The following is a 22,793-nucleotide window of genomic DNA, read 5'->3' on the forward strand; positions in this document are numbered from 1 at the left end:
TTCGCCGGGTTGTGCCAATCTCGATTTGGACCACGTCGCCTTTCCCAAAACATGCGCGGTGAAAGTGAACAAGACGCCAGCGCCTCCGAATGCCCTCACCTGGGCCAGCATTGGCCACGCCGCCGCAAACAGTGGAAGCTGAAGGATCGCCCATCCGTAACGAAAATGACTCGGCCTCGCGCCTATCCCTGTTTCACGTGAAACAGAAATACGGACGACCCATCAATGGGGCCCGCAGTGGCCTCAATGCCGCAAACAGTGGAAGCGGGACCGTACCGTATCCATGCCGGCAAATGACTAGGCCTCCAGGCTCAGCCCTGTTTCACGTGAAACAGGGACAGGAACAGGTAGGGACGACCTAAACGCGGATCAGTCCCGTAAGTTCAGAGGTGCCGCGGTGCCCCATATATCAACTCTGACGAGGAGGACATGCTGAAGGCTGCATCCACGGTACGCAGCCCGTCAGCCGTTCCGACAACGCCGCGTCCGAACGACATCGGGGCGCTCAATACACTTGATCCCAGGCTCGTGCCCAAGACGATCAAACAGAGAGGCGGCCGGGGGGCATCGTTCAACCTTCAAAAAGGGAACTCCTAGCGGTGCCGGCAATAGACCTGCTCGAACTCAAATCCACCTGAGGCTAACGTACGCCCACAATCCTTCAGTTCCTTTCCCATGGTGCAATGTGGGCGCCCGACGCGACCTTCTAACGGTTGCGATTCAAAAGCGACCACTATCGGTGTCGTCTCCACGAGTGCGAGTCAGGGCCGACTATCTTCCACCGGTACTCACGGTAGAAGCAAACCACTGCCACTCAGACGCCGCTACAGGACCACCTCCAAAAGTTTCCGAACTTACGGTCCAGAATAGTCACGGGGCAGGCTGTTAGATCGGCCTGTTGGTGCAACGCGGACCGCCCAACACGGCCCCCACCCCGTGCCCGTCATCAACCAGCTGCCGTTCGACCAGAGGTATGCGGACCTAGGCCACGGCAGGTCTTTCGCACTGTTTCACGTGAAACAGCGTCGGATCCAGCCGGGCCGCCAGGAAACGCCTGCACCTGCGCCAGTCCCCGAAACAAATCCTTCTACGACGCGCCTCCTGCCTTGTCCAAGGCCCCCTAGCGCTACGCCAATCTACCGCCCCGTGAAAGGCGTGTCTTGGCCCCCAAGCATCAGCCAACGGCCCCGGGGGCACCAGACGGATACTCACCTACATCAGAGTTCACCATGTACGGGGCCTGGACAATAGATCAGCGGACGCCAGAGCTCGGATGTGGTCAAGGAGTCGTGTCAGGCCTCCAAAGCCACCCGCACGAGTAAAAGATGCAGAGGAGGAGACTGTGATGTTGGCAGGCCCATTTCCGCCCCCCGTAAAGTCAGGGGCACTCCGGTTGCGGCGAGGTGGCCCTTTACCAGTATCGCCCCGCCGCATACGAGTCACACGAGCCGGCTGTCGATTGTTCGAATGAGCGCTACCTTCCAGAACCAGACCCCAAGCACGCTGCATGCAATCCACTCAGCTGCCCTACGTCTATATGCCGCCGCCTTCGTCCCTGAAGTTGCCGAATATTGGCGGTGCCATAGTGAGGCAACACGAGGCTTCATGGCTGGCTGCCCTGGCGACGCAGCAATGTGGCAAGGCGGCAGTGCGGCAATACGGCAGTGCGGCATTGCGGCAATGCGCCAATGAAGAGGGGAAACCAGGATGCAGCCCCATGGACGGTCGACACTATCCCGACCATTCCCGCCACTTGCATAGCCCGTCGCAGGGACCCCCGCAACATCAACAGCCGGATTGCTCCTATCCGTGCTGCCTCTGCACCGCCGCAAAGTACGCGCAGCTTGGGCCGAAAAGCGGCACGTGGCGCTTGAGTTTTCCCCAAGTTATCCACAGGCTCCGTCTCACCTTGTCCACATGGTTATCCACAGGACATCCAGCAGGTTGGTGGCAACGCTAAGGAACGCGGGCTGGCCTCTACGCTGGACGAAGATCCCAGCTGCTACGCCTAGCGAGGTTAAACCCTGCACCAGGCCAGAGCAGGACGTAGAACGGGTGCCGGAACGCCCGGAAATAAACCGAAAACGGGCCTCTTTGGGCCGCAGCGCACCCCTTGAACCGACCTGATTCTCGACTTGAGGGTTCTCGAGCCGTTTCACGTGAAACCCCTTGGCGTGACTGCGGTTCTAGCGCTCTGGTAGGCCGAGAGTAGCAGCGGAGCGAGGGGATGAGAAGTCTGTCACATCCACAGGGAGAAGCTCGACTATCCACACCGTTATCCACAGCGATATCCACCGACTAACTTGGCGTCAGAAGCGGTCAGCGAGTGGATCTACTCGGCCTCAATCTCGACCCGCGAAGGCCCGCTGTCACATGGAGAGGCCCCAGACTGGTCGATCTGTCCGCCTGCGAACTCGAAGGCATGAGCCGGAGGCGTGCTGCCTCGCCACACTGACCAGTTGCCAGCACCCGAGCAGGTTCATCTAGTCAGCCAGCAGGGCTTCTTCACACCACCGGAGAGCCCACAGACTCCGCTGCTTGGGTGCCAGTCGTTCAAATGACCTCGGGGGACCGAGGCCAGACCACCGTCGCTCCACGCCCGCGCCAGAAGTAGTAACAGCCAGGCAGGTGTCGTGCAGCCAAGGCCAAAGTGTCACGGAGCAAGATAGGCGCCGCCCACTCGAGGCAAACCAAAAACCAAACGGCCGATCCGACCATCTAAGACGTCCGCTCGAGCCGCCCAGGTACCTGCTTGCCCACCTAGCCGCGCCTCCCATATGAAGCTAAGACCTTGCCGCTCGGGCTGATCGCAGCTGAACATGTTTCACGTGAAACGGCGACGGGGTCGGACCAGTGGCCATGCGAGGACACTCTTTCTCCGGCTCAAATGGCGACGTTCGTTCATCCATATCGACCATTAGGAGCGAGCTCTCATGGCTCTACAAATACCCCGAGCAGCAACAGGAAGGACATGGGCCCATGATTCTCTGCCGGATCCGGACGCATCCAAGGGGGAGTGTTTGGCTCCAAACCGTTAGAGCCCACCATGCACTAAGCCAGCCGGTTGGCGCCGCACCGTCGAAGCCCAATACGCTGCGCGCAGCCGGCATGATCAGTCCACTGCACATCGTCGAGGGCAATCCTGGTGCCTGAGACTATTGGCGCAGACACTAATGACCTCCTGAAGCGGTGCACCTTAGCGTCGAGTAAGACCGAACACTAGAGAACCAACGCGGAAGGGGACCGTTCGCCGCATTGAAAATAGCTTGCCACCTTCTCTACGTGCAGTGATGCCCGACGCCTCCGCTTTGGCGCGGGCTTACCCGTTTGACCACCCCCGAAAAGCAATTCGTGCAACCGACTGAACCCAGCACGGATACTGGTTGGCTGGCAGCGGTGATCTCCTTCTCCGAACGCAACTGTCGCACCCGTGGCGGTAATGCCAAAGCTGCATTCCGATCTAGAAGCCTAGCTCGGAAGCTCAACGTCAAAGAGGCAGACTTGAGCGGGCAGATGACAGCAGACCGTTTCACGTGAAACGTCGTGGTGCCGGTTCTGCCGCGAGGAGAAGGTGGAAAATGCTCATCGCGCCGTCGTATAGATGGCCCTGATCGATTCGAACACCGGTTGTACTGGTGGTGGCAAGTCCATTGGTGCGTAGCGAAACGGTCGCATTTAGGACGAATTAGAGCGCTGATACTATCCTGCGCGGGGTCGGGGAAAGCACATTCGTTCACTTCAAGAATGCGGCAGCGATGGCCCGAATCGACCTGGCAATTGATCGTCGACGGTCAGAGGTCTTTGCTGACGTATGCCCACCACATATACGCGTATCACTTTGGCCTTCTTCAAGGTGATCGCTCTGCGAGCCGAAACGCGAGGCCCAACCGCCGGCATGTCGCCCGAGAACCTATAACCCTACGGATCATGCAAAGGGTGAACTCGCGGAACCGCGGCCAGCAGACGATTGGAGCTGCGCAAAAGTGGGGAGGTGCAGCACGGTACTCTGACATCGCGGATTCCTCAGGAGTCCATCGCAACACGATATCCGCCAGTGAATATCTGCACAACGGACGCACAAGAGGCTTATCGGATGCGGTGGCTTATAGGTCGGGAGACGAAAGTGGGTGCCACAGCGCCTTGTGTAGTTCTATTCAGCCCGTCACCTCGCCCCTGAGTGGGCGAATAGGCTCCAGCACAGTCACCCCGTCCGTCGAGTTGCCCATCTCCGGAACCAGCTGAAGCAGAATACTGCGCGTCTCAGGACCTAAACCGCCGCCGCAGATAGACCGGAAAGGTGACTTTATCCTTATTGCGCATGCGGGACAGCGACGATGCGGCGCTCTCGGCGCCTAACGCTCAGTCTGTTTCACGTGAAACAGAGGGACCACAGGCTGCCGGCGCATGATCTGCCAAGTCATGAGAAGAGAAGAGGGGGAAGCCGAGGCGCAATTTTGGGCTGACGCAGTCGGGATATATGCGATCTTCGCCAGGCAGCTGTGCGCGATCGAGCAGAGGAGCGCGTCTTCTAACTCTCGTCGGTAAACGAAGGCTCTGCATCAGCCCCAACCGAGAAGACGCAGGGCGCGCCGTGTCCATTCAACCAAGCGGCAAGAACCAGAACGGCTTGTTGATCTGACAACGCACACGCTGCGGACACGGGAGTCAGCAGGATTAAGGATTCAAGAGCATCCAGGTATGCGACATCCGGGGAGAGCAGCTGAGTAATCCGCCAAGCAACCGCCCGCGCAAAACCCTTGTTAGCTGTCTGCCCCGGGTGCCAGGACGTCCATAATCCGGTTGAGGTCTTCAACGCTGGCAAATTCAATGCTGACCCGGCCCTTGCGGACTCCCAGCGAGATCTTGACGTTGGTATCCAGTCGGTCCGACAGCGAAGAGGCCAGATAGTCCAGGCGCTCGTGCCGCGCACCCGGACGCGGAATGTTGTTCTTGGCAGGCTTGGCGGGATCCTGGTACATGGTGACGGCCTCTTCCGTGGCCCGTACCGACATTCCCTCAGCGACAATACGCTGGGCCAGCCGTTCCATCGCTGCGGCGTCCGGCAGGGCCAGGAGGGCCCGTGCATGGCCAGCGGAGAGAACACCTGCAGCAACCCGGCGCTGGACAAGGGGAGGCAGCTTCAGCAGCCGCAGGGTATTGGAGACCTGCGGCCGTGACCGGCCGATCCGGTCTGCAAGCTGCTCGTGTGTGGTGCCGAAGTCTTCGAGGAGCTGCTGGTAGGCCGCCGCCTCTTCCAAGGGGTTGAGCTGGCTGCGGTGGAGGTTTTCGAGCAGAGCGTCACGCAGGAGGTCGTCGTCGGTGGTGTCGCGGATTATTGCCGGGATGGTTTCCAGTCCAGCGGCCTGCACTGCACGCCAACGGCGTTCACCCATAACGAGCTCAAACGGTTCTCCACCGGACTCGGTTGAGTTCCGGACCACAATTGGCTGGAGAACGCCGATTTCCCGGACAGAGTGAACCAGCTCCGCCATGTCGTCTTCATCGAAGACGGAACGGGGCTGTTTGCGGTTCGGGTGGATGTCCGTGACGCGGATCTCGGCAAAGCGGACACCGGGTACCTCTACCAGGTCCACTCCGTTGTCCGTCGCAGGAATTGCCGCAGATTCGGGGGATGGGCCACCACGTCCAACCTCCTGCTTGTCATTGGGAACTTCAACCGTGTCGGCAGCCTTCTTGGCCGGCGCGGTGCTCTTGCCCGCACCGTTCGAATTGGCATTGGATTTTGTAGTTTGCCCATTGGAGCGGGGGCCGGCCGCTCCAGGTGCACTCTTTGCGCTGGAGGACTTTGCGGCCGCGGGCTTGCGAGAGCCGTTGCTTGAGGATGTGGACGCTGATCCCTTCGAGACCGCATCCGGCAACTCAACAGAAGAGGTCCCGGCAACAGTGCCGGCCGCGGACTCTTCTACCGGTGCTGAATCCACAACAGACTCGGCGGGATCGGTCTTCCGGCGCCCCTCGGGAAAGAAGAGATCGACAGGGCGCGCCACAGCTGTTCCGTTGCCCGCCCCGTTAGCACCGGCGGAACTCGGAATCAGTGCGCCAAGACCGCGGCCCAGGCCCCGTCGCTTCTCGCTCATGAATAAATCCCTCCAGTGGAAGAGCCAGGTCCAGCCGGGCTCCAGTTGTTGCAGTTCTTGAAGATTTTAGCGTTCTGCTATTTCAGCAGCAGCTTCCAGGTAGGACAGGGCACCACTGGATGAGGGGTCGTAAGTCATCACCGTCTGCTGGTAGCTCGGCGCTTCGGAGATGCGCACCGAACGCGGCACCACGGCGGACAGGACCTGTTCCGGGAAGTGCTGACGGACTTCGGCAGCCACCTGCGCGGCAAGGTTGGTGCGGCCGTCATACATGGTGAGCAGGATGGTGGAAACTACAAGATCGGCGTTCAGATGCTTCTGGATCATCTCGATGTTCTTGAGCAGCTGGCTCAGGCCCTCCAGCGCGTAGTACTCGCACTGGATGGGAATGAGCACTTCATTGGCTGCGCAGAACGCGTTGACCGTCAGCAGGCCAAGGCTCGGCGGGCAGTCAATGAAAATGTAATCCAGACGCTGTTCGCCATTTTTCTCGCGGGCCTTGGCATAAACGTCAATAGCCCGGCGGAGCCGCTGCTCACGCGCCACCAGGGAAACAAGTTCAATTTCAGCGCCGGCCAGGTGGATAGTGGCCGGCGCGCAGATGAGATTACCGATGTCCGGGCACTGTGCCACCACATCGGCAAGGGGCACGTCATTAATCAGGACGTCATAGATGCTGTCCACATCAGCGTGGTGTTCGATGCCCAACGCGGTGGACGCATTGCCCTGCGGGTCAATGTCGATGACCAGGACGTTCAGTCCGGCTGCTGCAAGGGCGGCCGCGATGTTAACCGTGGTAGTGGTCTTCCCCACCCCGCCCTTTTGATTGGATACCGTGAAGATGCGCGTCTTCTCCGGGCGCGGCAACTGCCGTCCGACCAGCCGCTCACGCCGGCGGGTCTCATGAGCCAGTTCACGGGCAATAGGACTGGAATCATCAATGGCGTCGATGATATTCCCCCTACTTGTGGAGGTTGTTTCACGTGAAACGAACACCGGAGATGAATTTGTTACCGCACCGGGTTGATTTCCAAGAACACCTGAGGCGCCCGAGACAGTCCCAGCGAAAGAACGTGCTGACCCCAAAGACACAAACGGGGGAATCCGTTGTGTGGAGGCTTCGCTACTGGTCACTGGGGCACACTCACTCTCGTTCAGCTATTTTTGCTGCCGTTGACTAGCCTAACTGCTTACCCCGGCAGACTGCGGCTGCCGGGCCAACACTAGGGCTTCTTTTGGGACTTGTTTACAACGATGCGTACCACAGTGGTGGGCTCTTCCAGCAGGTTATCGCCAACCGTGAGGACCGATGTCTCCACACCGCCCAGCTTCCGGATGACCTTGGCCGCCTTCTCGATTTCCTCGCCGGCGCTGCGGCCTTTGATGGCAACCACTTCACCCTTGCCTGCGAGCAGGGGGATGGTGAGGCCGGCAAGGTTGCTCAGGGCAGAAACAGCACGCGCGGTCACAACATCTGCGTCCACATGTCCCACTGCCAGCTCGGCGCGGGTGCGCATCACCGTGACATTCTCCAGGCCCAGGTCGTCAACCACTTCCTGAAGCCAGATCACCCGGCGTTCCAGAGGCTCGATCAGGGTCAGTTCCAGGTCCGGGCGCGCGATAGCGAGGCACAGGCCCGGGAGCCCGGCCCCGCTTCCCACGTCCGCTACATGGCTTCCGTGGGCAATTGCACTTTCAATGACAGCGCAGTTCAGGACATGGCGGCTCCACAGCCGGGGGATCTCGCGGGGGCCAATCAGCCCGCGCTCAGTTCCGGAAGTGGCGAGGTGTTCCACATAACGCTTAGCGAGGTCCAGGCGGTCACCGAAAATCTTCTCAGCTGCCAGAAGCTCAGCTGGCGTGATGTCAACCATGATTAGCGAATCAGCAATTCTCTAGTCCGCGGATACAACGATATGGCGGCCGGCACCTTCGCCCTCGGACTCGCTCACCAGGCCGAGGTCGGCAACGGCGTCGTGGACGATCTTGCGTTCGTAGGCACTCATCGGTTTGAGGGCAACTGCCTGGCCGGTTTCCTTTACAGTGGCGGCCGCGTCCTCGGCAACTTTCTGCAGGTGGCCAGTGCGCTCCTGCCGGTAGCCGTTGATATCCAGCACCAGGCGCGAACGGTTTTCCGTGGCGGACAGCACGGCGAGGCGGGTCAGTTCTTGCAGGGCTTCAAGGACTTCGCCGTCCTCGCCAACCAGGCTGTCGAGGCTGTCCGATTCCTCCTCCGTAACGATGGAGATGTAGGTGCGTCCGTTGCGGACCTCGATGTCGATGTCGCCGTCGATATCTGCAATGTCCAGCAGCTCCTCGAGGTAGTCCGCTGCGACGTCGCCTTCTTCCTCCAGGCGGCTCGCTGAGGAGGCTTTGGGGGAGGAAAGATCCTGGTCCAAGGACTCGTCCTGCTCGTCGACAGTCACTTCAGAAAGGGCCTGTTCAGTACTCTCGGCTGACATTACTTCTTCTTCCTGTTCTTGCGTTGTGGCTGGGTGCGCTGTCCTTTTGCCTGCGCCACGGCAGCGGCGGCAGCCGCTGCGTCCGCGTCGTCGTCCTTCTTACCACTCAAGATCGAAAGGGCCGGAAGGCCCTTGGCGGCACGGCGCTCGGCGAGGGCCTTCGCTGCGGGGGATCCCGGCGTCGGCATACGGCGGATGACAAAGAACTGCTGGCCCATGGTCCAGAGGTTGGTGGTGGTCCAGTAGATGAGCACACCGATGGGGAAGTTGATGCCGCCAACACCGAAGACAATGGGCAGGATGTAGAGCATCATCTTCTGCTGGCGCATAAAGGGGCTGGCCATGGCTTCTTCAGACATGTTCTTGGCCATGATCTGCTTCTGCGTGATGAACTGCGAGGCCGTCATGGCAAGGATCATGATGATCGAGAGGACCACGACGGCCACGTTGGTGGCGCCGCCGTGAAGGAGCGCGGCGGACAGCGGAGCCCCGAAGATGCTGGACTCGTCGAACTGCACCACCTGCTCCTGGCTCATGGCACCGATGCCTTTGCCCTGGGTCTTGGCGGAACTGATGCCGGACAGCACCTGGAACAGGGCGAAGAAGAAGGGCATCTGGATCAGCATGGGCAGGCAGGCGGAGAACGGGTTGGTCCCGTGCTTCTTGTACATGGCCATCTGTTCCTGCGCCATGGCCTGGCGGGACAGCTGGTCTGTCTTGCCCTTGTACTTGTCCTGCAGCTTCTTCAAGTCAGGCTGAAGCAGCTGCATGCCGCGCTGGGCCTTGATCTGCTTGACGAACACGGGAATCAGGGCGGCGCGGATCACCAGCACCAGGCCAATGATGGACAGCGTCCAGGTCCAGCCCGATGCTTCGGGCAGGCCGATCGCGCTCAAGCCCTCATGGAAGCCCACCATGATGACGGACACGAGCCACTTGAACGGAAACATGATTGTTTCAAAGAAGTCCATACTTATCCCTATTCGTCAGGCCGCCGTGCGGCCTTCTCCATCAGTCCGAGCAGCCAGGTACTTGTCCGGGTTGTTCAGCACAACAATTGTGGGGGTCTGGCTGGCAGGCCATTCCCGGTGGCCGGCGGGGACATGGTCCACACCGCCGGCATTCCATGGGTGGCAGCGGGCAAGGCGGCGCGCAGCAAGCCAGCTTCCCTTGACGGCACCATGGACAGTAATCGCTTCAAGGGCATAGGCCGAGCATGAAGGGAAGAATCTGCAGACCTGGCCGTACAAGGGAGAAACCACCTTGCGGTAGGCCTTCAACAGAAGAATGAGGATGTTGCGGGGCAGGTTCCAGAGGAACAGCGCCACGGCGGCCACAACAGGATGTAAATGGGCGACGACGGCGGTGGCGTTACGCACGCGGTGTCCCCTCCTGTGTTGTACCGGCCGAACCGTTGGCGGCAGCCCGGGGGCGGCCGGCCAGACGGGCCATTGTCGACTCCAGTGCAGCGTTGTAATCCGAGAGCAGTTGCTCCCAGCTCGCGGACGCGGACGCAGGCAGCGCCCTGACCACTATGGCGAACCCGGTACCGTACTCGCGCAGCGAGGCAGCACCGGCTTCCCTCAGTCTCCTCTTAACGAGGTTCCTGACCACAGCGTTCCCAACACTTTTGGAAACAATGAACCCGATCCGGCTGGGTTCGTCGGCAGCAATAGCTGCCGCATATAACACTACGTTCCGGCGTCCATTGCGGACACCGGAACGTACAGTTGTTGAAAAATCGGTTGCAGTCCTCAAACGGTTGCGGGTGGCCAGCACCTTAAACTCGCAAAGAAATGTCTACCGACAAGTCAGTTATTTACGCCGACAGCTCGGTACGGCCCTTGCCACGACGGGCTGCCAGGATTGCGCGGCCGGCACGGGTACGCATACGAAGGCGGAAGCCGTGCTTCTTGGCTCGACGGCGGTTATTCGGCTGAAAAGTCCGCTTGCTCACGTTAGTTACTCCAGTGGATCAAAGGTGCGCCCACCCGATCAGTATGGGGAAGAACTGGCCGACGCTAAGTTTTGTATATGCACGCTTCCCCCGGCTGCTCACACGCACTGCGTCTGAGAGATTCAGATGGGGCCAAAAAGCGGACACAAAGGACTTCACAACGTTAGGGCAATTCACTGCCCCCAGTCAAACCGAAGCAGGCCGCCGGCGTTGTCCCCACCTGTGGCAAACCTGCCCTTCGAGCCTGTGGATGAAGTGGCTCACAGGCTCCATTTCAGAACCACAACCGTGTAATTATCCACAAGCTACTTGCCAGCTATCTTCTAGGCTTTTCATCCCCTAGAGTGGCCCAGTAGCCGATTATCCACGTGCTGTGTATAACCCTGTGGATGAAGCTGAACCGGATCCTGGTTCCGTGCTTGCGGCTGCAGGCAATGCAGGCAAAGCAAGTTTTGAGGGAACCAATTGATGACAGTAGACGAAGCCAATCACGCCAATACTGTCGGAAGTTCCTGGCGCCGCGTTGTCAGCCTGCTGGAACAGGACCACCGCGTTTCACCCCGTCAGCGTGGCTTTGTCATCCTTGCCCAGGCCCAGGGCCTGATCGGTTCCACCCTGCTGGTGGCAGTACCCAATGAACTTACCCGTGAAGTGCTTCAGACCCAGGTCAAGGACGCCCTGGATGATGCGCTGCACAGCGTCTTCTCCGAGGACATCCGCTGTGCCATTGACGTGGACACGGACCTGGTGCCCATCCACGAAGAGCCCGAACCTGTTGTGGAGCCTTCCTTCTCGCCGGACCAGCTGATCGAGCAGAAGCCGCAGCCCATGCTGCCGAGCACCTCCCACGAATTCGGTCGGCTGAATCCCAAGTACGTGTTTGACACCTTCGTGATCGGCTCGTCCAACCGCTTCGCCCACGCCGCGGCCGTCGCCGTCGCCGAAGCTCCGGCCAAGGCCTACAACCCGCTGTTCATCTACGGCGATTCGGGGTTGGGCAAGACCCACCTCCTGCACGCCATCGGCCACTACGCCCGGCGGCTCTACAGCGGCATCCGCGTGCGGTACGTCAATTCCGAAGAATTCACCAACGACTTCATCAACTCCATCCGTGACGATGAAGGCGCCAGTTTCAAGACCACTTACCGCAACGTGGACGTCCTGCTCATCGATGACATCCAGTTCCTGGCCGGCAAGGACCGGACGCTGGAGGAGTTCTTCCACACATTCAACTCGCTGCACAACAACAACAAGCAGGTGGTCATTACCTCGGACCAGCCGCCCAAGCTGCTCGCCGGGTTCGAGGACCGGATGAAATCACGCTTCGAGTGGGGCCTGCTGACGGACATCCAGCCGCCGGAACTGGAAACCCGTATCGCGATCCTCCGCAAGAAGGCCCTCAGTGAAGGCCTGTCTGCTCCGGACGACGCCCTCGAATACATCGCGTCCAAGATTTCCAGCAACATCCGCGAACTTGAAGGCGCCCTGATCAGGGTCACTGCCTTTGCAAGCCTCAACCGTCAGCCCGTGGACGTTGCCCTCGCCGAGATGGTGCTCAAGGACCTCATCACCGACGACGGCGCCCAGGAGATCACGTCCAGCCAGATCCTGCAGCAGACGGCCGAGTACTTCAAGCTCAGCATGGAAGAGCTTTGCAGCAAGTCCCGCACCAGGACGCTGGTCACCGCACGCCAGATCGCCATGTACCTCTGCCGGGAGCTGACCGACATGTCGCTTCCCAAGATCGGCCAGGAGCTTGGCGGCCGCGACCACACCACCGTGATTCACGCAGACCGCAAAATCCGGGAACTGATGGCCGAGCGCCGTGTGATCTACAACCAGGTGACCGAGCTGACCAACCGGATCAAGCAACAGCAACGGGATTCCTGACCAAGCATCGATACCTTATTAACAGGTGCATGTGGATAAGCCTGTGGATACTTAAGGGGACAACCGCGGTTAATGGGCTTAAAACCCTTAAGCCGCCTGTGGATCGCGAAAAACGCCAAAATTCTTATCCCCATCCACACCCTGTTTAAAACCTGCTCCACCCACAGTCCATGAACAGGGCTTAACCGCCGGATCGTACGGCGAGAGGCAGTTATCCACAGTTTCCACAGCAGTTATTAACACTACTAATCCCAAAAATTTGAAGTCCCTCAAACAACAAGATCGATCCGCCCGCACCGCTCGGAGGGGCCGCCGGCCCCAAGGGGCCAACGCCGCAAAGTGGGGATGGGTTAATCCCGGATCTTCCGGCTAAGCTGTCAGCAGCGCTCCCATCCTTGGGTTTCTGCGTGGTTCAGGCAGCACGGACCATGCAAGTTCAGGTGTGGGACAACTCCCTTGAGGAGCTTCCTGCGGGAAGTTTCGTCGAACACCAACGCAGCAGCAATGAAAGGCGGCACCCTTCCGTGAAGTTCAGAGTCGATCGGGACGTCCTGGCAGAAGCCGTCACCTGGACAGCCCGCTCGTTGTCTCCGCGGCCGCCTGTCCCCGTCCTTTCCGGCCTCCTCCTGAAGGCTGAAGCAGGCACGGTCAGCCTCTCGAGCTTTGACTACGAAACGTCAGCACGGCTGGAGATTGCCGCTGACATCCGGGACGAAGGAACCATCCTGGTTTCAGGCCGCCTCCTTGCTGACATCTGCCGCAGCCTTCCTTCCGCTCCCGTGGACGTCGAAACGGACGGCAATAAAGTCACCCTCACCTGCCGCCGCAGCAGCTTCCACCTGGCCACCATGCCGGAAGCGGAATACCCGCCGCTTCCCGCCCTGCCCACGGTGAGCGGAACAGTTCCCGGTGACTCGTTTGCCCAGGCTGTTTCCCAAGTGATCATTGCTGCGAGCAAAGACGACACCCTGCCCATCCTCACCGGTGTGCGGATGGAGATCGAGGACGACCTCATCACCCTTCTCGCCACTGACCGCTACCGGCTCGCCATGCGTGAAGTTCCGTGGAAGCCTGTCACTCCGGGCATCTCCACCAGTGCACTGGTCAAGGCAAAAACCCTCAACGAGGTTGCCAAGACCCTGGGCAACAGCGGAGACATCCAGCTTGCCCTCTCGGATGATGACAGCCGGCTGATCGGTTTCGAAAGCGGCGGCCGCACCACCACGTCCCTGCTGGTGGACGGCGACTACCCGAAGATCCGCTCCCTTTTCCCGGATTCCACGCCAATCCACGCCACCGTCCAGACCCAGGAACTCGTCGAAGCGGTACGCCGTGTCTCGCTGGTAGCAGAGCGCAACACCCCGGTCCGCCTCGCCTTTACCCAAGGCCTGCTGAACCTGGACGCCGGCACAGGCGAAGACGCACAGGCCTCCGAGGAACTGGAAGCGCAGCTTTCCGGCGACGACATCACAGTGGCCTTCAACCCGCACTACCTGGTGGAAGGCCTGAGCGTCATCGAAACCAAGTTCGTCCGGTTCTCGTTCACCACGGCACCGAAGCCGGCCATGATCACGGCCCAGGCGGACGCGGACGGCGAAGACCAGGATGACTACCGCTACCTCGTGATGCCGGTCCGCCTCCCCAACTAAGTAGCAGCAAGTGTCGTTTTGGCCGCCCAAAACGACACTTAGAGCTACCCAGTTGGGCAAGCCAGAGAATTTCCCACCCCCAGCGCAGAAAGAGATTCCACCATGCATATTGGACTGATTGGCCTTGGCAAAATGGGATTCAACATGCGCGAACGCCTGCGCAAGGGCGGCGTTGAGGTCACTGGCTATGACCGGAACCCGGACGTCACGGACGCCGGTTCCATTGATGAGCTCATCGCAGCAGTCCCCGCCCCAAGGCTCATCTGGGTGATGGTTCCTGCCGGTGACATCACGGACGCCGTCGTCAAGGAGCTCAGCGAAAAACTCACCGAGGGTGACCTGGTGATCGACGGCGGCAACTCCCGCTTCACGGAGGACCAGAAACACGGCGAACTCCTGGCGGCCAAGGGTATCCACTTCGCAGACTGTGGTGTGTCCGGCGGGGTGTGGGGGCTCCAGAACGGTTACGGCCTGATGGCAGGCGGTGACGCCGCCGACATTGAGCGCGCCCTTCCGGTCTTTGACGCCCTCCGCCCCGAAGGTGAACGCGCTGACAGTTTTGTCCACGTGGGCGGAATCGGTGCCGGCCATTACGCCAAGATGGTGCATAACGGCATTGAGTACGGCCTGATGCAGGCGTACGCCGAGGGGTACCAGCTCCTCGCATCCAAGGACATCATCAACGATCTGCCCGGCACCTTCCGCGCCTGGCAAAAGGGCACCGTGGTCCGGTCGTGGCTGCTGGACCTCCTGGTCAAAGCGCTGGACGAGGACCCGGGGCTGCAGAACATTGATGACTACGTCGAGGACTCGGGCGAGGGCAGGTGGACTGTGGAAGAGGCCATCGCCAACGCCATTCCCGCACCGGCCATCACGGCTGCCCTGTTCGCCCGCTTTGAATCCCGCGAGGACAGCTCCCCGGCCATGAAGATGGTGTCCGCCCTGCGCCACCAGTTCGGCGGGCACGCCACCCGTCCTGCCAAGTAGCAACCAGAGGGAACCTGGGAGGTTCCCGGAATTGCCGAAAACCGCGTGTACATAGAACACCTCTCGCTGACTGATTTCCGCAGTTACGCCCAGGTTGACCTTGCCCTGGGCCCGGGCGTCACCGTCCTGGTGGGCTACAACGGCATCGGCAAAACCAACCTGATGGAAGCCATCGGGTACCTGGCCACCCTCAGCTCCCACCGGGTCAGCTCCGACGGTCCGCTGCTGCGGTTCGGTACCGAGCGCGCGCTGGTCAGGGCCCGGCTGGTCCGCGGCGGGCAGACCACGGTTCTCGAACTGGAAATCAATGCCGGCCGGGCCAACCGCGGCCGGATCAACCGCAGCAATCCGGTCCGCGCCCGCGACCTGCTGGGCATTTGCCAGACGGTGCTCTTTGCGCCCGAGGACCTGGCCCTGGTGAAGGGTGATCCGTCCAACCGCCGCCGCTTCCTGGATGAACTCCTCGCCAGCCTGATTCCGCACCACGCGGCCACCCGCAGCGATTACGACCGCGTGCTCAAACAGCGCAACGCACTGCTGAAGTCCGCCCGGGCAGGCAAATTCACCCCGGTGCATGAAGCAACGCTGGATGTGTGGGACCAGCACATGGCCAAAGCCGGTGCCGAACTGCTGCACGCACGGCTCGAGCTCGTGGAGCGCCTCCGCCCGCACCTTGCCAAGGCATATGCCGGGCTCACGGACACCTCAAAGCCGGCCGACGCCATCTACCGTTCCACCCTCCAGAACCAGATGGACGACGACGGCGCCCCCGAGTTGCGCCCTGCCGGCAGCGGAGCCGGAGGTACGACACCGGAACCTGAGGACTTGCGCCAGCTCACCGTGGAACAGCTGACGGAGCGCTATGTGCGCGCCTTTGCCGACTCCCGCCGCAAGGAACTGGAGCGCGGCATTTCGCTGGTGGGTCCCCACCGCGACGAACTGGAACTGGTCCTGGGCCAGGCGCCCGCCAAAGGGTACGCATCCCACGGAGAAACATGGTCCATGTGCCTGGCGCTGCGCCTCGCGTCCTACTACGTGATGCTGGACGACGCCCGGACCGGTGGTTCCGCGCCCATCCTGATCCTCGACGACGTTTTTGCCGAGCTGGACGTGCAGCGCAGGCGTAAACTGGCCGCAATAGTCTCGGGTGCGGAACAGGTCCTGGTGACCGCCGCCGTCGACGCCGATATCCCGGAAGAGCTGTCCGGACGGCGGGTGAAGGTCATCGCGGGAGGTATCGATGAGTAGGGCCAAGGACGACGACGCCCGGCAGCCGGGCCGTGAGCCCGACAATATCGATGCGCCCCAGGCCGCCCTGAACAGAATGCGGGAAGCTGCGGCCGCCCGGGGCGAGATCCGCAGGACAGCAGTGCGTCCCGGATCCCAGAAGGCCAAGCGCGGTATCCGGGATACCCGCGGATTCAGCCAGTTCCATGCCACCGGCCGCGATCCGCTGGGACTGGGCAAAGTGGTTGGCCGTTTGGTGGCCGAACGCGGTTGGACCTCCCCGGTTGCCGTCGGCTCCGTGATGGCGGAATGGGCCACCCTGGTGGGGCCGGAAATCTCGGCGCACTGCACGCCCGAAAGCTTCACGGACACCACGTTGCATGTCAGGTGTGATTCAACGGCCTGGGCCACGCAGCTGCGGCTCCTCAGCATGAGCCTGCTCGAGAAATTCCGGGTGGAGCTGGGCGAGGGCGTGGTCACGAGCATCCAGGTTTTGGGGCCATCCGCGCCGAGCTGGCGCAAGGGTGGCCGGACCGTCAACGGCCGGGGACCGCGGGACACTTACGGATAGCCCGCCGTCGAACTCTTGAAAATCCTCTGATTGCCGTGTAGCGCCCTGGAAGGGCCGGAGGGTGTATAGGCACCCGCAGGCCGGAGTTTCGGAGCGCCCAAGGCGCGGTCTACGCCCTGCAGCAGGCATATCGCCCGCCATCCACGGTCTCCGGAATGCGGGAATCCGGCCTGTTACACGGTAGAATCGTTGTAGATAACTGGGCGCCGGTGAAACGTTGACTGAGTCCGTTCTCCGCATGGTTCCAGCACGCGGATATCGGATCCCACCATCAGCTAGTAGCCGGCGCCATAAGTTTGTGCCTGTTGGCGGACGGTTTTTCCATGCCTGGAAGAGCTTTTCGGCCGGCCATCATCGAGAACAGAGGAGTCGACAGCGCCTGTGGCTAACGACAATACAGATATTCTGGCAGTTGAATCCGCAGTCGAGGATGCCCGCACGCCTGACACTCCACGGGAGTATGGCGCCAGCGACATTACCGTGCTTGAAGGCCTGGAAGCTGTCCGGAAGCGTCCCGGCATGTACATCGGCTCCACCGGACCCCGCGGACTCCACCACCTGGTGTACGAAGTGGTGGACAACTCCGTTGATGAAGCCCTGGCCGGATACTGCACTCATATCGAGGTAGTGCTCCAGGCCGACGGCGGCGTGAAGGTTGTCGACGACGGCCGCGGCATCCCCGTGGACATGCACCCCACCGAACACAAGCCCACGGTGGAAGTTGTTATGACCATCCTGCACGCGGGTGGAAAGTTCGGCGGCGGCGGCTACGCCGTTTCCGGCGGCCTCCACGGCGTGGGTATCTCCGTTGTCAACGCACTGTCCAGCCGGGTGGACACAGAGGTCCGCCGCCAGGGCCATGTCTGGCGGATGTCCTTCGCCGACGGCGGCAAGCCCCAGGGCAGCCTGGTGCAGGGTGAGGAAACAGACCTCACCGGAACCACCCAGACGTTCTACCCGGACCCGGCGATCTTCGAGACCACCGAGTTCGATTTCGAGACCCTGCGCGCACGTTTCCAGCAGATGGCTTTCCTCAACAAGGGCCTGCGCATTACCCTGACCGACGAACGCACCCCCGCCGGCGACAGCGAGGCGGATGCCGACCTCGATCTGGACGGCGTAGTCACCGAAGGCGAAGTCAGCGCAGAGCACCGCACCGTGGTGTACCAGTACAACGAGGGCCTGCTGGACTACGTCAAGCACCTCAACTCGGGCAAGAAGGTGGACGTGGTCCACGAGGACGTCATCGCCTTCGAAACCGAGGACCAGGAGCGCAAGATCGCCCTGGAAATGGCAATGCAGTGGACCAACGCCTACTCCGAGAGCGTCCACACCTACGCCAACACCATCAACACGCACGAAGGCGGCACCCACGAAGAGGGTTTCCGCGCTGCCATGACCTCCCTGATCAACCGCTACGCGCGCGAGAAGGGCATCATCAAGGAAAAGGACGACAACCTCACCGGTGACGACATCCGTGAGGGCCTCACCGCCGTCATTTCCGTCAAACTCGCCGAGCCGCAGTTCGAGGGCCAGACCAAGACCAAGCTGGGCAACTCCGAGGTCAAGGGCTTCGTCCAGCGCGTTGTGACCGATGGGCTCGGCGACTGGCTGGAACGCAACCCCGGTCCCGCCCGCGACGTCATCCGCAAGGCGATCTCGGCAGCGCAGGCCCGCATGGCTGCACGCAAAGCCCGCGACAACGCCCGCCGCAAGAGCCCGCTGGAATCCTTCGGCATGCCGGGCAAGCTGTCCGACTGCTCCTCCAAGGATCCGGAGAGGTGCGAGGTCTACATCGTGGAGGGTGACTCGGCAGGCGGTTCCGCCAAGCGCGGCCGCAACCCCGAGACCCAGGCCATCCTTCCCCTCCGCGGCAAGATCCTGAACGTAGAGCGTGCCCGCCTGGACAAGGCCCTGGGCAACGCGGAGGTCCAGTCCATGATCACGGCTTTCGGCACGGGCATCGGTGAGGATTTTGACCTCTCCAAGCTCCGGTACCACAAGATCGTCCTGATGGCAGATGCTGATGTGGACGGCCAGCACATCACCACCCTGCTGATGACGCTGCTGTTCCGCTACATGCGCCCGCTGATCGAAAACGGCTACGTTTACCTGGCCCAGCCGCCGCTGTACCGGATCAAGTGGTCCAACGCTGCCCACGACTACGTGTACAGCGACAAGGAACGCGACGCCAAGCTCCTCGCCGGGCAGGCGGCAGGACGCCGCATCCCCAAGGACAACGGCATCCAGCGCTACAAGGGCCTCGGCGAAATGGACTACACCGAACTGTGGGACACCACCATGGATCCGGACAACCGCACGCTGCTGCAGGTCACCATGGATGACGCGTTGGCTGCGGACCAGATCTTCTCCGTCCTGATGGGCGAGGACGTGGAATCACGCCGTAACTTCATCCAGCAGAACGCCAAGGACGTCAGGTTCCTGGACATCTAGGGCTTCACCCGCATAGATATTCCAGAGCCGACATATACCTGAAACGGAAATAGAACATGAGCGACGAAACACCCGAGAACCCGGCCCCCGAAGCCGGGAACCCGGACACCGTTCTTGAAGGCGACGTGCTGGTTGACCGCGTGGAGCAGGTGGACCTGCAGACGGAAATGCAGCGGTCCTACCTGGACTACGCCATGGCCGTTATCGTGGGCCGTGCCCTTCCGGACGTCCGCGACGGACTCAAGCCCGTGCACCGCCGCGTGCTGTACGCGATGTTCGACGGCGGCTACCGCCCGGAGCGATCCTTCAACAAGTGTGCCCGCGTGGTGGGCGAGGTCATGGGCCAGTACCACCCCCACGGCGACACCGCGATCTATGACGCACTGGTCCGCCTCATCCAGGACTGGACCATGCGCTACCCCCTGGCCCTGGGCCAGGGCAACTTCGGTTCACCGGGTAACGACGGCGCGGCTGCACCCCGTTACACCGAAACCAAGATGGCCCCGCTGGCCATGGAAATGGTCCGCGACATCGACGAGGAAACTGTCGATTTCCAGGACAACTACGACGGCAAGAACCAGGAACCCACCATCCTGCCGGCCAGGTTCCCCAACCTGCTGGTGAATGGCTCCTCCGGCATCGCCGTCGGCATGGCCACCAACATCCCGCCGCACAACCTCCGTGAGGTGGCTGACGGGGTGCAGTGGTACCTGGCCAACCCGACTGCAAGCCGCGAGGAACTGCTCGAAGAACTCCTGCGCCGGGTCAAGGGACCCGATTTCCCCACCGGCGCCACCATCCTGGGCCACAAGGGCATCGAGGACGCCTACCGGACCGGCCGCGGCTCCGTCACCATGCGAGCCGTGGTGAACGTGGAGGAACTGCAGGGCCGCACGTGCCTGGTGGTCACCGAACTGCCGTACCAGGCCAACCCGGACAACCTGGCCATCAAGATCGCCGAACTGGTCAAGGACGGCAAGATCCAGGGCATCGCGGACCTCCGCGATGAAACCTCGGGCCGTACCGGCCAGCGGCTGGTCATCGTGCTCAAGCGCGACGCCGTGGCCAAGGTGGTGCTGAACAACCTCTACAAGCACACCGAACTGCAGAGCAACTTCTCCGCCAACATGCTGGCGATTGTGGACGGCGTGCCCCGCACCCTGAGCCTGGACGCCTTCATCCGGCACTGGGTCACGCACCAGATGGACGTCATCGCCCGCCGCACCAGGTACCGGCTGCGCAAGGCCGAAGAAGAAGCCCACATCCTGCGGGCGCTGCTGAAGGCGCTGGACGCGCTGGACGAGGTCATCGCCCTGATCCGCGCGTCCAACACCACCGAAGCAGCACGCGACGGCCTGATGGAACTGCTGGACATCGATGAACTGCAGGCCAGGGCCATCCTGGACATGCAGTTGCGGCGACTTGCAGCCCTGGAACGCCAGAAGATCCAGGACCGGCACTCAGAGCTCGAAGCCCTCATTGCCGAATACAACGAGATCCTCGCCTCCGAGCAGCGCCAGCGCGAAATCATCAGCACTGAGCTTGGCGAGATCGTGGATAAGCACGGTGATGACCGCCGCACGAAGATCCTGATGGGCTTCGACGGCGACATGTCCATGGAGGACCTCATCCCCGAAGAGGAGATGGTGGTCACCATCACCCGCGGCGGCTACGTCAAGCGGACCCGGAGCGACAACTACCGTTCGCAGCAGCGCGGCGGCAAGGGCATCAAGGGTGCCCAGCTGCGCGGCGATGACGTGGTGGAGCACTTCTTTGTCACCACCACCCACCACTGGCTCCTCTTCTTCACCAACCTCGGCCGGGTGTACCGCGCCAAGGCCTACGAGCTGATGGAAGCCGGCCGCGACGCCAAGGGCCAGCACGTTGCCAACCTGATGGCGTTCCAGCCGGACGAGCACATCGCCCAGGTGCTGGACCTGAAGGACTACCAGCAGGCTCCGTACCTGGTCCTCGCCACCAAGCGCGGACTGGTGAAGAAGACGCGGCTGGAGGACTACGACACCAACCGCTCCGCCGGCGTGATCGCCATCAACCTCCGCGACGGCGACGAACTGGTGTCCGCGCAGCTGGTCTCCGAAACCGACGATCTGCTTCTGGTGTCCCGGAAGGGGCAGTCCATCCGCTTCACGGCCACTGAGGATGCACTCCGCCCCATGGGCCGGGCAACCTCCGGCGTCACGGGCATGAAGTTCCGCGAGGACGATGAACTGCTCGCCGCCAACGTAGTGACCGACGGCTCGTTCGTGTTCATCGTGACTGAGGGCGGCTACGCCAAGCGCACTGCGGTGGAGGAATACCGGCTCCAGGGCCGCGGCGGGCTGGGCATCAAGGTTGCCAAGCTTGCCGAAGAACGCGGTGACCTGGTGGGCGCACTTATTGTCCAGGAAGAGGACGAGGTGCTGGTGGTGATGGAAGGCGGCAAGGTGGTCCGTTCATCGGTGGCCGGTGTCCCTGCCAAGGGCCGCGACACGATGGGCGTTATCTTCGCCAAGCCGGACAAAAACGACCGGATCATCGAGGTGGCGCGCAACAGCGAACGCGGCCTTGAGGGCGAGGAATCGCTGGCCGATGACGTAACGTTGGCTGAAGATGGCGGTTCCCCGGAGGAAGCCGCAGAGTCAGCACTGGCAGAAGAATCACCGGCCGTTGAGTCAGAGGACGCCTCGGGCGACGCTGAGCCGAACGAAGACAACACGGAGGTAACGAGTGAGTAATCCCGACTCATTTCCCAGGCCGAACACTTCAGCTTCCGAGGGAAACCGGCCCTCGGCCGCACCCCGGGTTAACGCTCCTGTTCGTCCGCAGCAGCGTCCTGCCGCCCCCGCGGCAGCCCCAGGGCAGCGCCCTGCGGTCCCCGGCCAGCGTCCCCTCCAGGGTGAACGGCCGACGCCGGGACAGGCCGCGCCGCGCACGGCTGCGGGAGCGTCTGTCCCCGGCCAGCGTCCGGCGCAGGGCCCGCAGCAGGGCCAGCGGCCTGCCCAGGGCGGTCCGGGGCTGGTAAAGCCGGCGCCCAAGGCCAAGGTCAGGCGCGCGCGGCTGCTGGTCAGCAAAGTCGACCCGTGGTCCGTCCTGAAGATGGCCTTCCTGCTGTCCGTGGCGTTGGGAATCGTCACGGTGGTGGCTGCGATCGTCCTGTGGACCGTCCTGGACCTCACCGGCATCTTTGACCAGGTAGACAGCCTGCTTGGTACGCTCGCCGGCTCAGAGGGCGGCGGCTTCGAACTGAAGAAGGTTGCATCGCTTGGGCAGGTGGCCTCGTTCGCCACCATCATTGCCGTGGTGAATGTTGTCCTGCTGACCGCGCTCTCCATGCTTTCGGCTGTCCTGTACAACATTGCCGCCACCTTGGTGGGCGGCATCGGCGTTACCCTCACCGACGATTAGGCCCTTGCTTTCACCGGGCAAATTGCGGTGAAAGCGCCCGATTTGAGATCGGGCCGGGATGTGCTGTAAAGTCATGTCTCGGCCCGATGAGGT

Annotated in this window: 16 protein-coding genes; 8 read left to right on the top strand and 8 right to left on the bottom strand. The window is 61.8% G+C overall.

Annotated features, from left to right (window positions below):
* Positions 1-4,760: 4,760 nt before the first annotated feature.
* From FNL14_RS16595 to rpmH, 8 genes are all read right to left on the bottom strand, one after another.
* Positions 4,761-6,098, bottom strand: a complete 1,338-nt coding sequence (locus FNL14_RS16595) for a ParB/RepB/Spo0J family partition protein (protein ID WP_142062106.1) — start codon at positions 6,096-6,098, stop codon at positions 4,761-4,763.
* 66 nt (positions 6,099-6,164) lie between these two features.
* Positions 6,165-7,232: a ParA family protein gene (locus tag FNL14_RS16600; RefSeq protein WP_285249545.1), complete on the bottom strand. Its 1,068-nt coding sequence runs from the start codon at positions 7,230-7,232 to the stop codon at positions 6,165-6,167.
* Positions 7,233-7,321: 89 nt separating this feature from the next.
* Positions 7,322-7,972: a 16S rRNA (guanine(527)-N(7))-methyltransferase RsmG gene (gene rsmG / locus FNL14_RS16605; protein ID WP_142062108.1), complete on the bottom strand. Its 651-nt coding sequence runs from the start codon at positions 7,970-7,972 to the stop codon at positions 7,322-7,324.
* A gap of 21 nt (positions 7,973-7,993) precedes the next feature.
* The gene (locus FNL14_RS16610; protein WP_091419378.1) at positions 7,994-8,560 is read right to left on the bottom strand and encodes a R3H domain-containing nucleic acid-binding protein; all 567 of its coding nucleotides are present in this window, start codon (positions 8,558-8,560) and stop codon (positions 7,994-7,996) included.
* Complete coding sequence (gene yidC, locus FNL14_RS16615; RefSeq protein WP_091419377.1) at positions 8,560-9,531, bottom strand: membrane protein insertase YidC; 972 nt, start codon at positions 9,529-9,531, stop codon at positions 8,560-8,562. The genes FNL14_RS16610 and yidC overlap by 1 nt, the downstream gene beginning before the upstream one ends.
* 15 nt (positions 9,532-9,546) lie before the next feature.
* The gene (gene yidD / locus FNL14_RS16620; protein ID WP_170850781.1) at positions 9,547-9,939 is read right to left on the bottom strand and encodes a membrane protein insertion efficiency factor YidD; all 393 of its coding nucleotides are present in this window, start codon (positions 9,937-9,939) and stop codon (positions 9,547-9,549) included.
* Complete coding sequence (gene rnpA, locus FNL14_RS16625; RefSeq protein WP_091419373.1) at positions 9,932-10,339, bottom strand: ribonuclease P protein component; 408 nt, start codon at positions 10,337-10,339, stop codon at positions 9,932-9,934. The genes yidD and rnpA overlap by 8 nt, the downstream gene beginning before the upstream one ends.
* A 40-nt stretch (positions 10,340-10,379) precedes the next feature.
* Positions 10,380-10,517: a 50S ribosomal protein L34 gene (gene rpmH / locus FNL14_RS16630; protein ID WP_003800212.1), complete on the bottom strand. Its 138-nt coding sequence runs from the start codon at positions 10,515-10,517 to the stop codon at positions 10,380-10,382.
* 468 nt (positions 10,518-10,985) lie between these two features.
* Between rpmH and dnaA the strand changes: the two genes are divergently transcribed.
* The 8 genes from dnaA to FNL14_RS16670 all read left to right on the top strand — a co-directional run bounded on the left by dnaA (position 10,986) and on the right by FNL14_RS16670 (position 22,700).
* A complete protein-coding gene (dnaA, locus tag FNL14_RS16635; RefSeq protein WP_091419371.1) occupies positions 10,986-12,407 on the top strand; it encodes a chromosomal replication initiator protein DnaA in 1,422 nt (473 codons plus the stop codon).
* 524 nt (positions 12,408-12,931) lie between these two features.
* Positions 12,932-14,056 carry a DNA polymerase III subunit beta gene (gene dnaN / locus FNL14_RS16640; RefSeq protein WP_091419638.1) on the top strand — a complete coding sequence of 375 codons (1,125 nt, stop codon included), beginning with the start codon at positions 12,932-12,934 and terminating at the stop codon, positions 14,054-14,056.
* A gap of 102 nt (positions 14,057-14,158) precedes the next feature.
* Positions 14,159-15,043, top strand: coding sequence for a phosphogluconate dehydrogenase (NAD(+)-dependent, decarboxylating) (gnd, locus tag FNL14_RS16645; RefSeq protein ID WP_142062110.1), 885 nt, complete (start codon positions 14,159-14,161; stop codon positions 15,041-15,043).
* Positions 15,044-15,088: 45 nt separating this feature from the next.
* Positions 15,089-16,291, top strand: a complete 1,203-nt coding sequence (gene recF / locus FNL14_RS16650; protein ID WP_142062113.1) for a DNA replication/repair protein RecF — start codon at positions 15,089-15,091, stop codon at positions 16,289-16,291.
* Complete coding sequence (locus tag FNL14_RS16655) at positions 16,284-16,841, top strand: DUF721 domain-containing protein (protein ID WP_142062116.1); 558 nt, start codon at positions 16,284-16,286, stop codon at positions 16,839-16,841. Before recF ends, FNL14_RS16655 begins: the two co-directional genes overlap by 8 nt.
* Positions 16,842-17,222: 381 nt before the next feature.
* Positions 17,223-19,295, top strand: coding sequence for a DNA topoisomerase (ATP-hydrolyzing) subunit B (gyrB, locus tag FNL14_RS16660; RefSeq protein ID WP_091419365.1), 2,073 nt, complete (start codon positions 17,223-17,225; stop codon positions 19,293-19,295).
* A gap of 56 nt (positions 19,296-19,351) precedes the next feature.
* Complete coding sequence (gene gyrA / locus FNL14_RS16665; RefSeq protein WP_091419364.1) at positions 19,352-22,030, top strand: DNA gyrase subunit A; 2,679 nt, start codon at positions 19,352-19,354, stop codon at positions 22,028-22,030.
* On the top strand, positions 22,023-22,700 hold the full coding sequence (locus tag FNL14_RS16670; RefSeq protein ID WP_091419362.1) for a DUF3566 domain-containing protein: 678 nt from the start codon (positions 22,023-22,025) through the stop codon (positions 22,698-22,700). The genes gyrA and FNL14_RS16670 overlap by 8 nt, the downstream gene beginning before the upstream one ends.
* Positions 22,701-22,793 lie beyond the last annotated feature (93 nt).

Origin of the sequence: Pseudarthrobacter sp. B4EP4b (assembly GCF_006680095.1) — a bacterium.
GTDB lineage: Bacteria > Actinomycetota > Actinomycetes > Actinomycetales > Micrococcaceae > Arthrobacter.

Bases quoted from the DNA above. Each gene is read 5' to 3' on its own strand.
- gyrA (WP_091419364.1), top strand. From the start codon at position 19,352: ATGAGCGACGAAACACCCGAGAACCCGGCCCCCGAAGCCGGGAACCCG.
- FNL14_RS16595 (WP_142062106.1), bottom strand. From the start codon at position 6,098: ATGAGCGAGAAGCGACGGGGCCTGGGCCGCGGTCTTGGCGCACTGATT.
- FNL14_RS16655 (WP_142062116.1), top strand. From the start codon at position 16,284: ATGAGTAGGGCCAAGGACGACGACGCCCGGCAGCCGGGCCGTGAGCCC.
- yidC (WP_091419377.1), bottom strand. From the start codon at position 9,531: ATGGACTTCTTTGAAACAATCATGTTTCCGTTCAAGTGGCTCGTGTCC.
- rsmG (WP_142062108.1), bottom strand. From the start codon at position 7,972: ATGGTTGACATCACGCCAGCTGAGCTTCTGGCAGCTGAGAAGATTTTC.
- dnaA (WP_091419371.1), top strand. From the start codon at position 10,986: ATGACAGTAGACGAAGCCAATCACGCCAATACTGTCGGAAGTTCCTGG.
- FNL14_RS16610 (WP_091419378.1), bottom strand. From the start codon at position 8,560: ATGTCAGCCGAGAGTACTGAACAGGCCCTTTCTGAAGTGACTGTCGAC.
- gnd (WP_142062110.1), top strand. From the start codon at position 14,159: ATGCATATTGGACTGATTGGCCTTGGCAAAATGGGATTCAACATGCGC.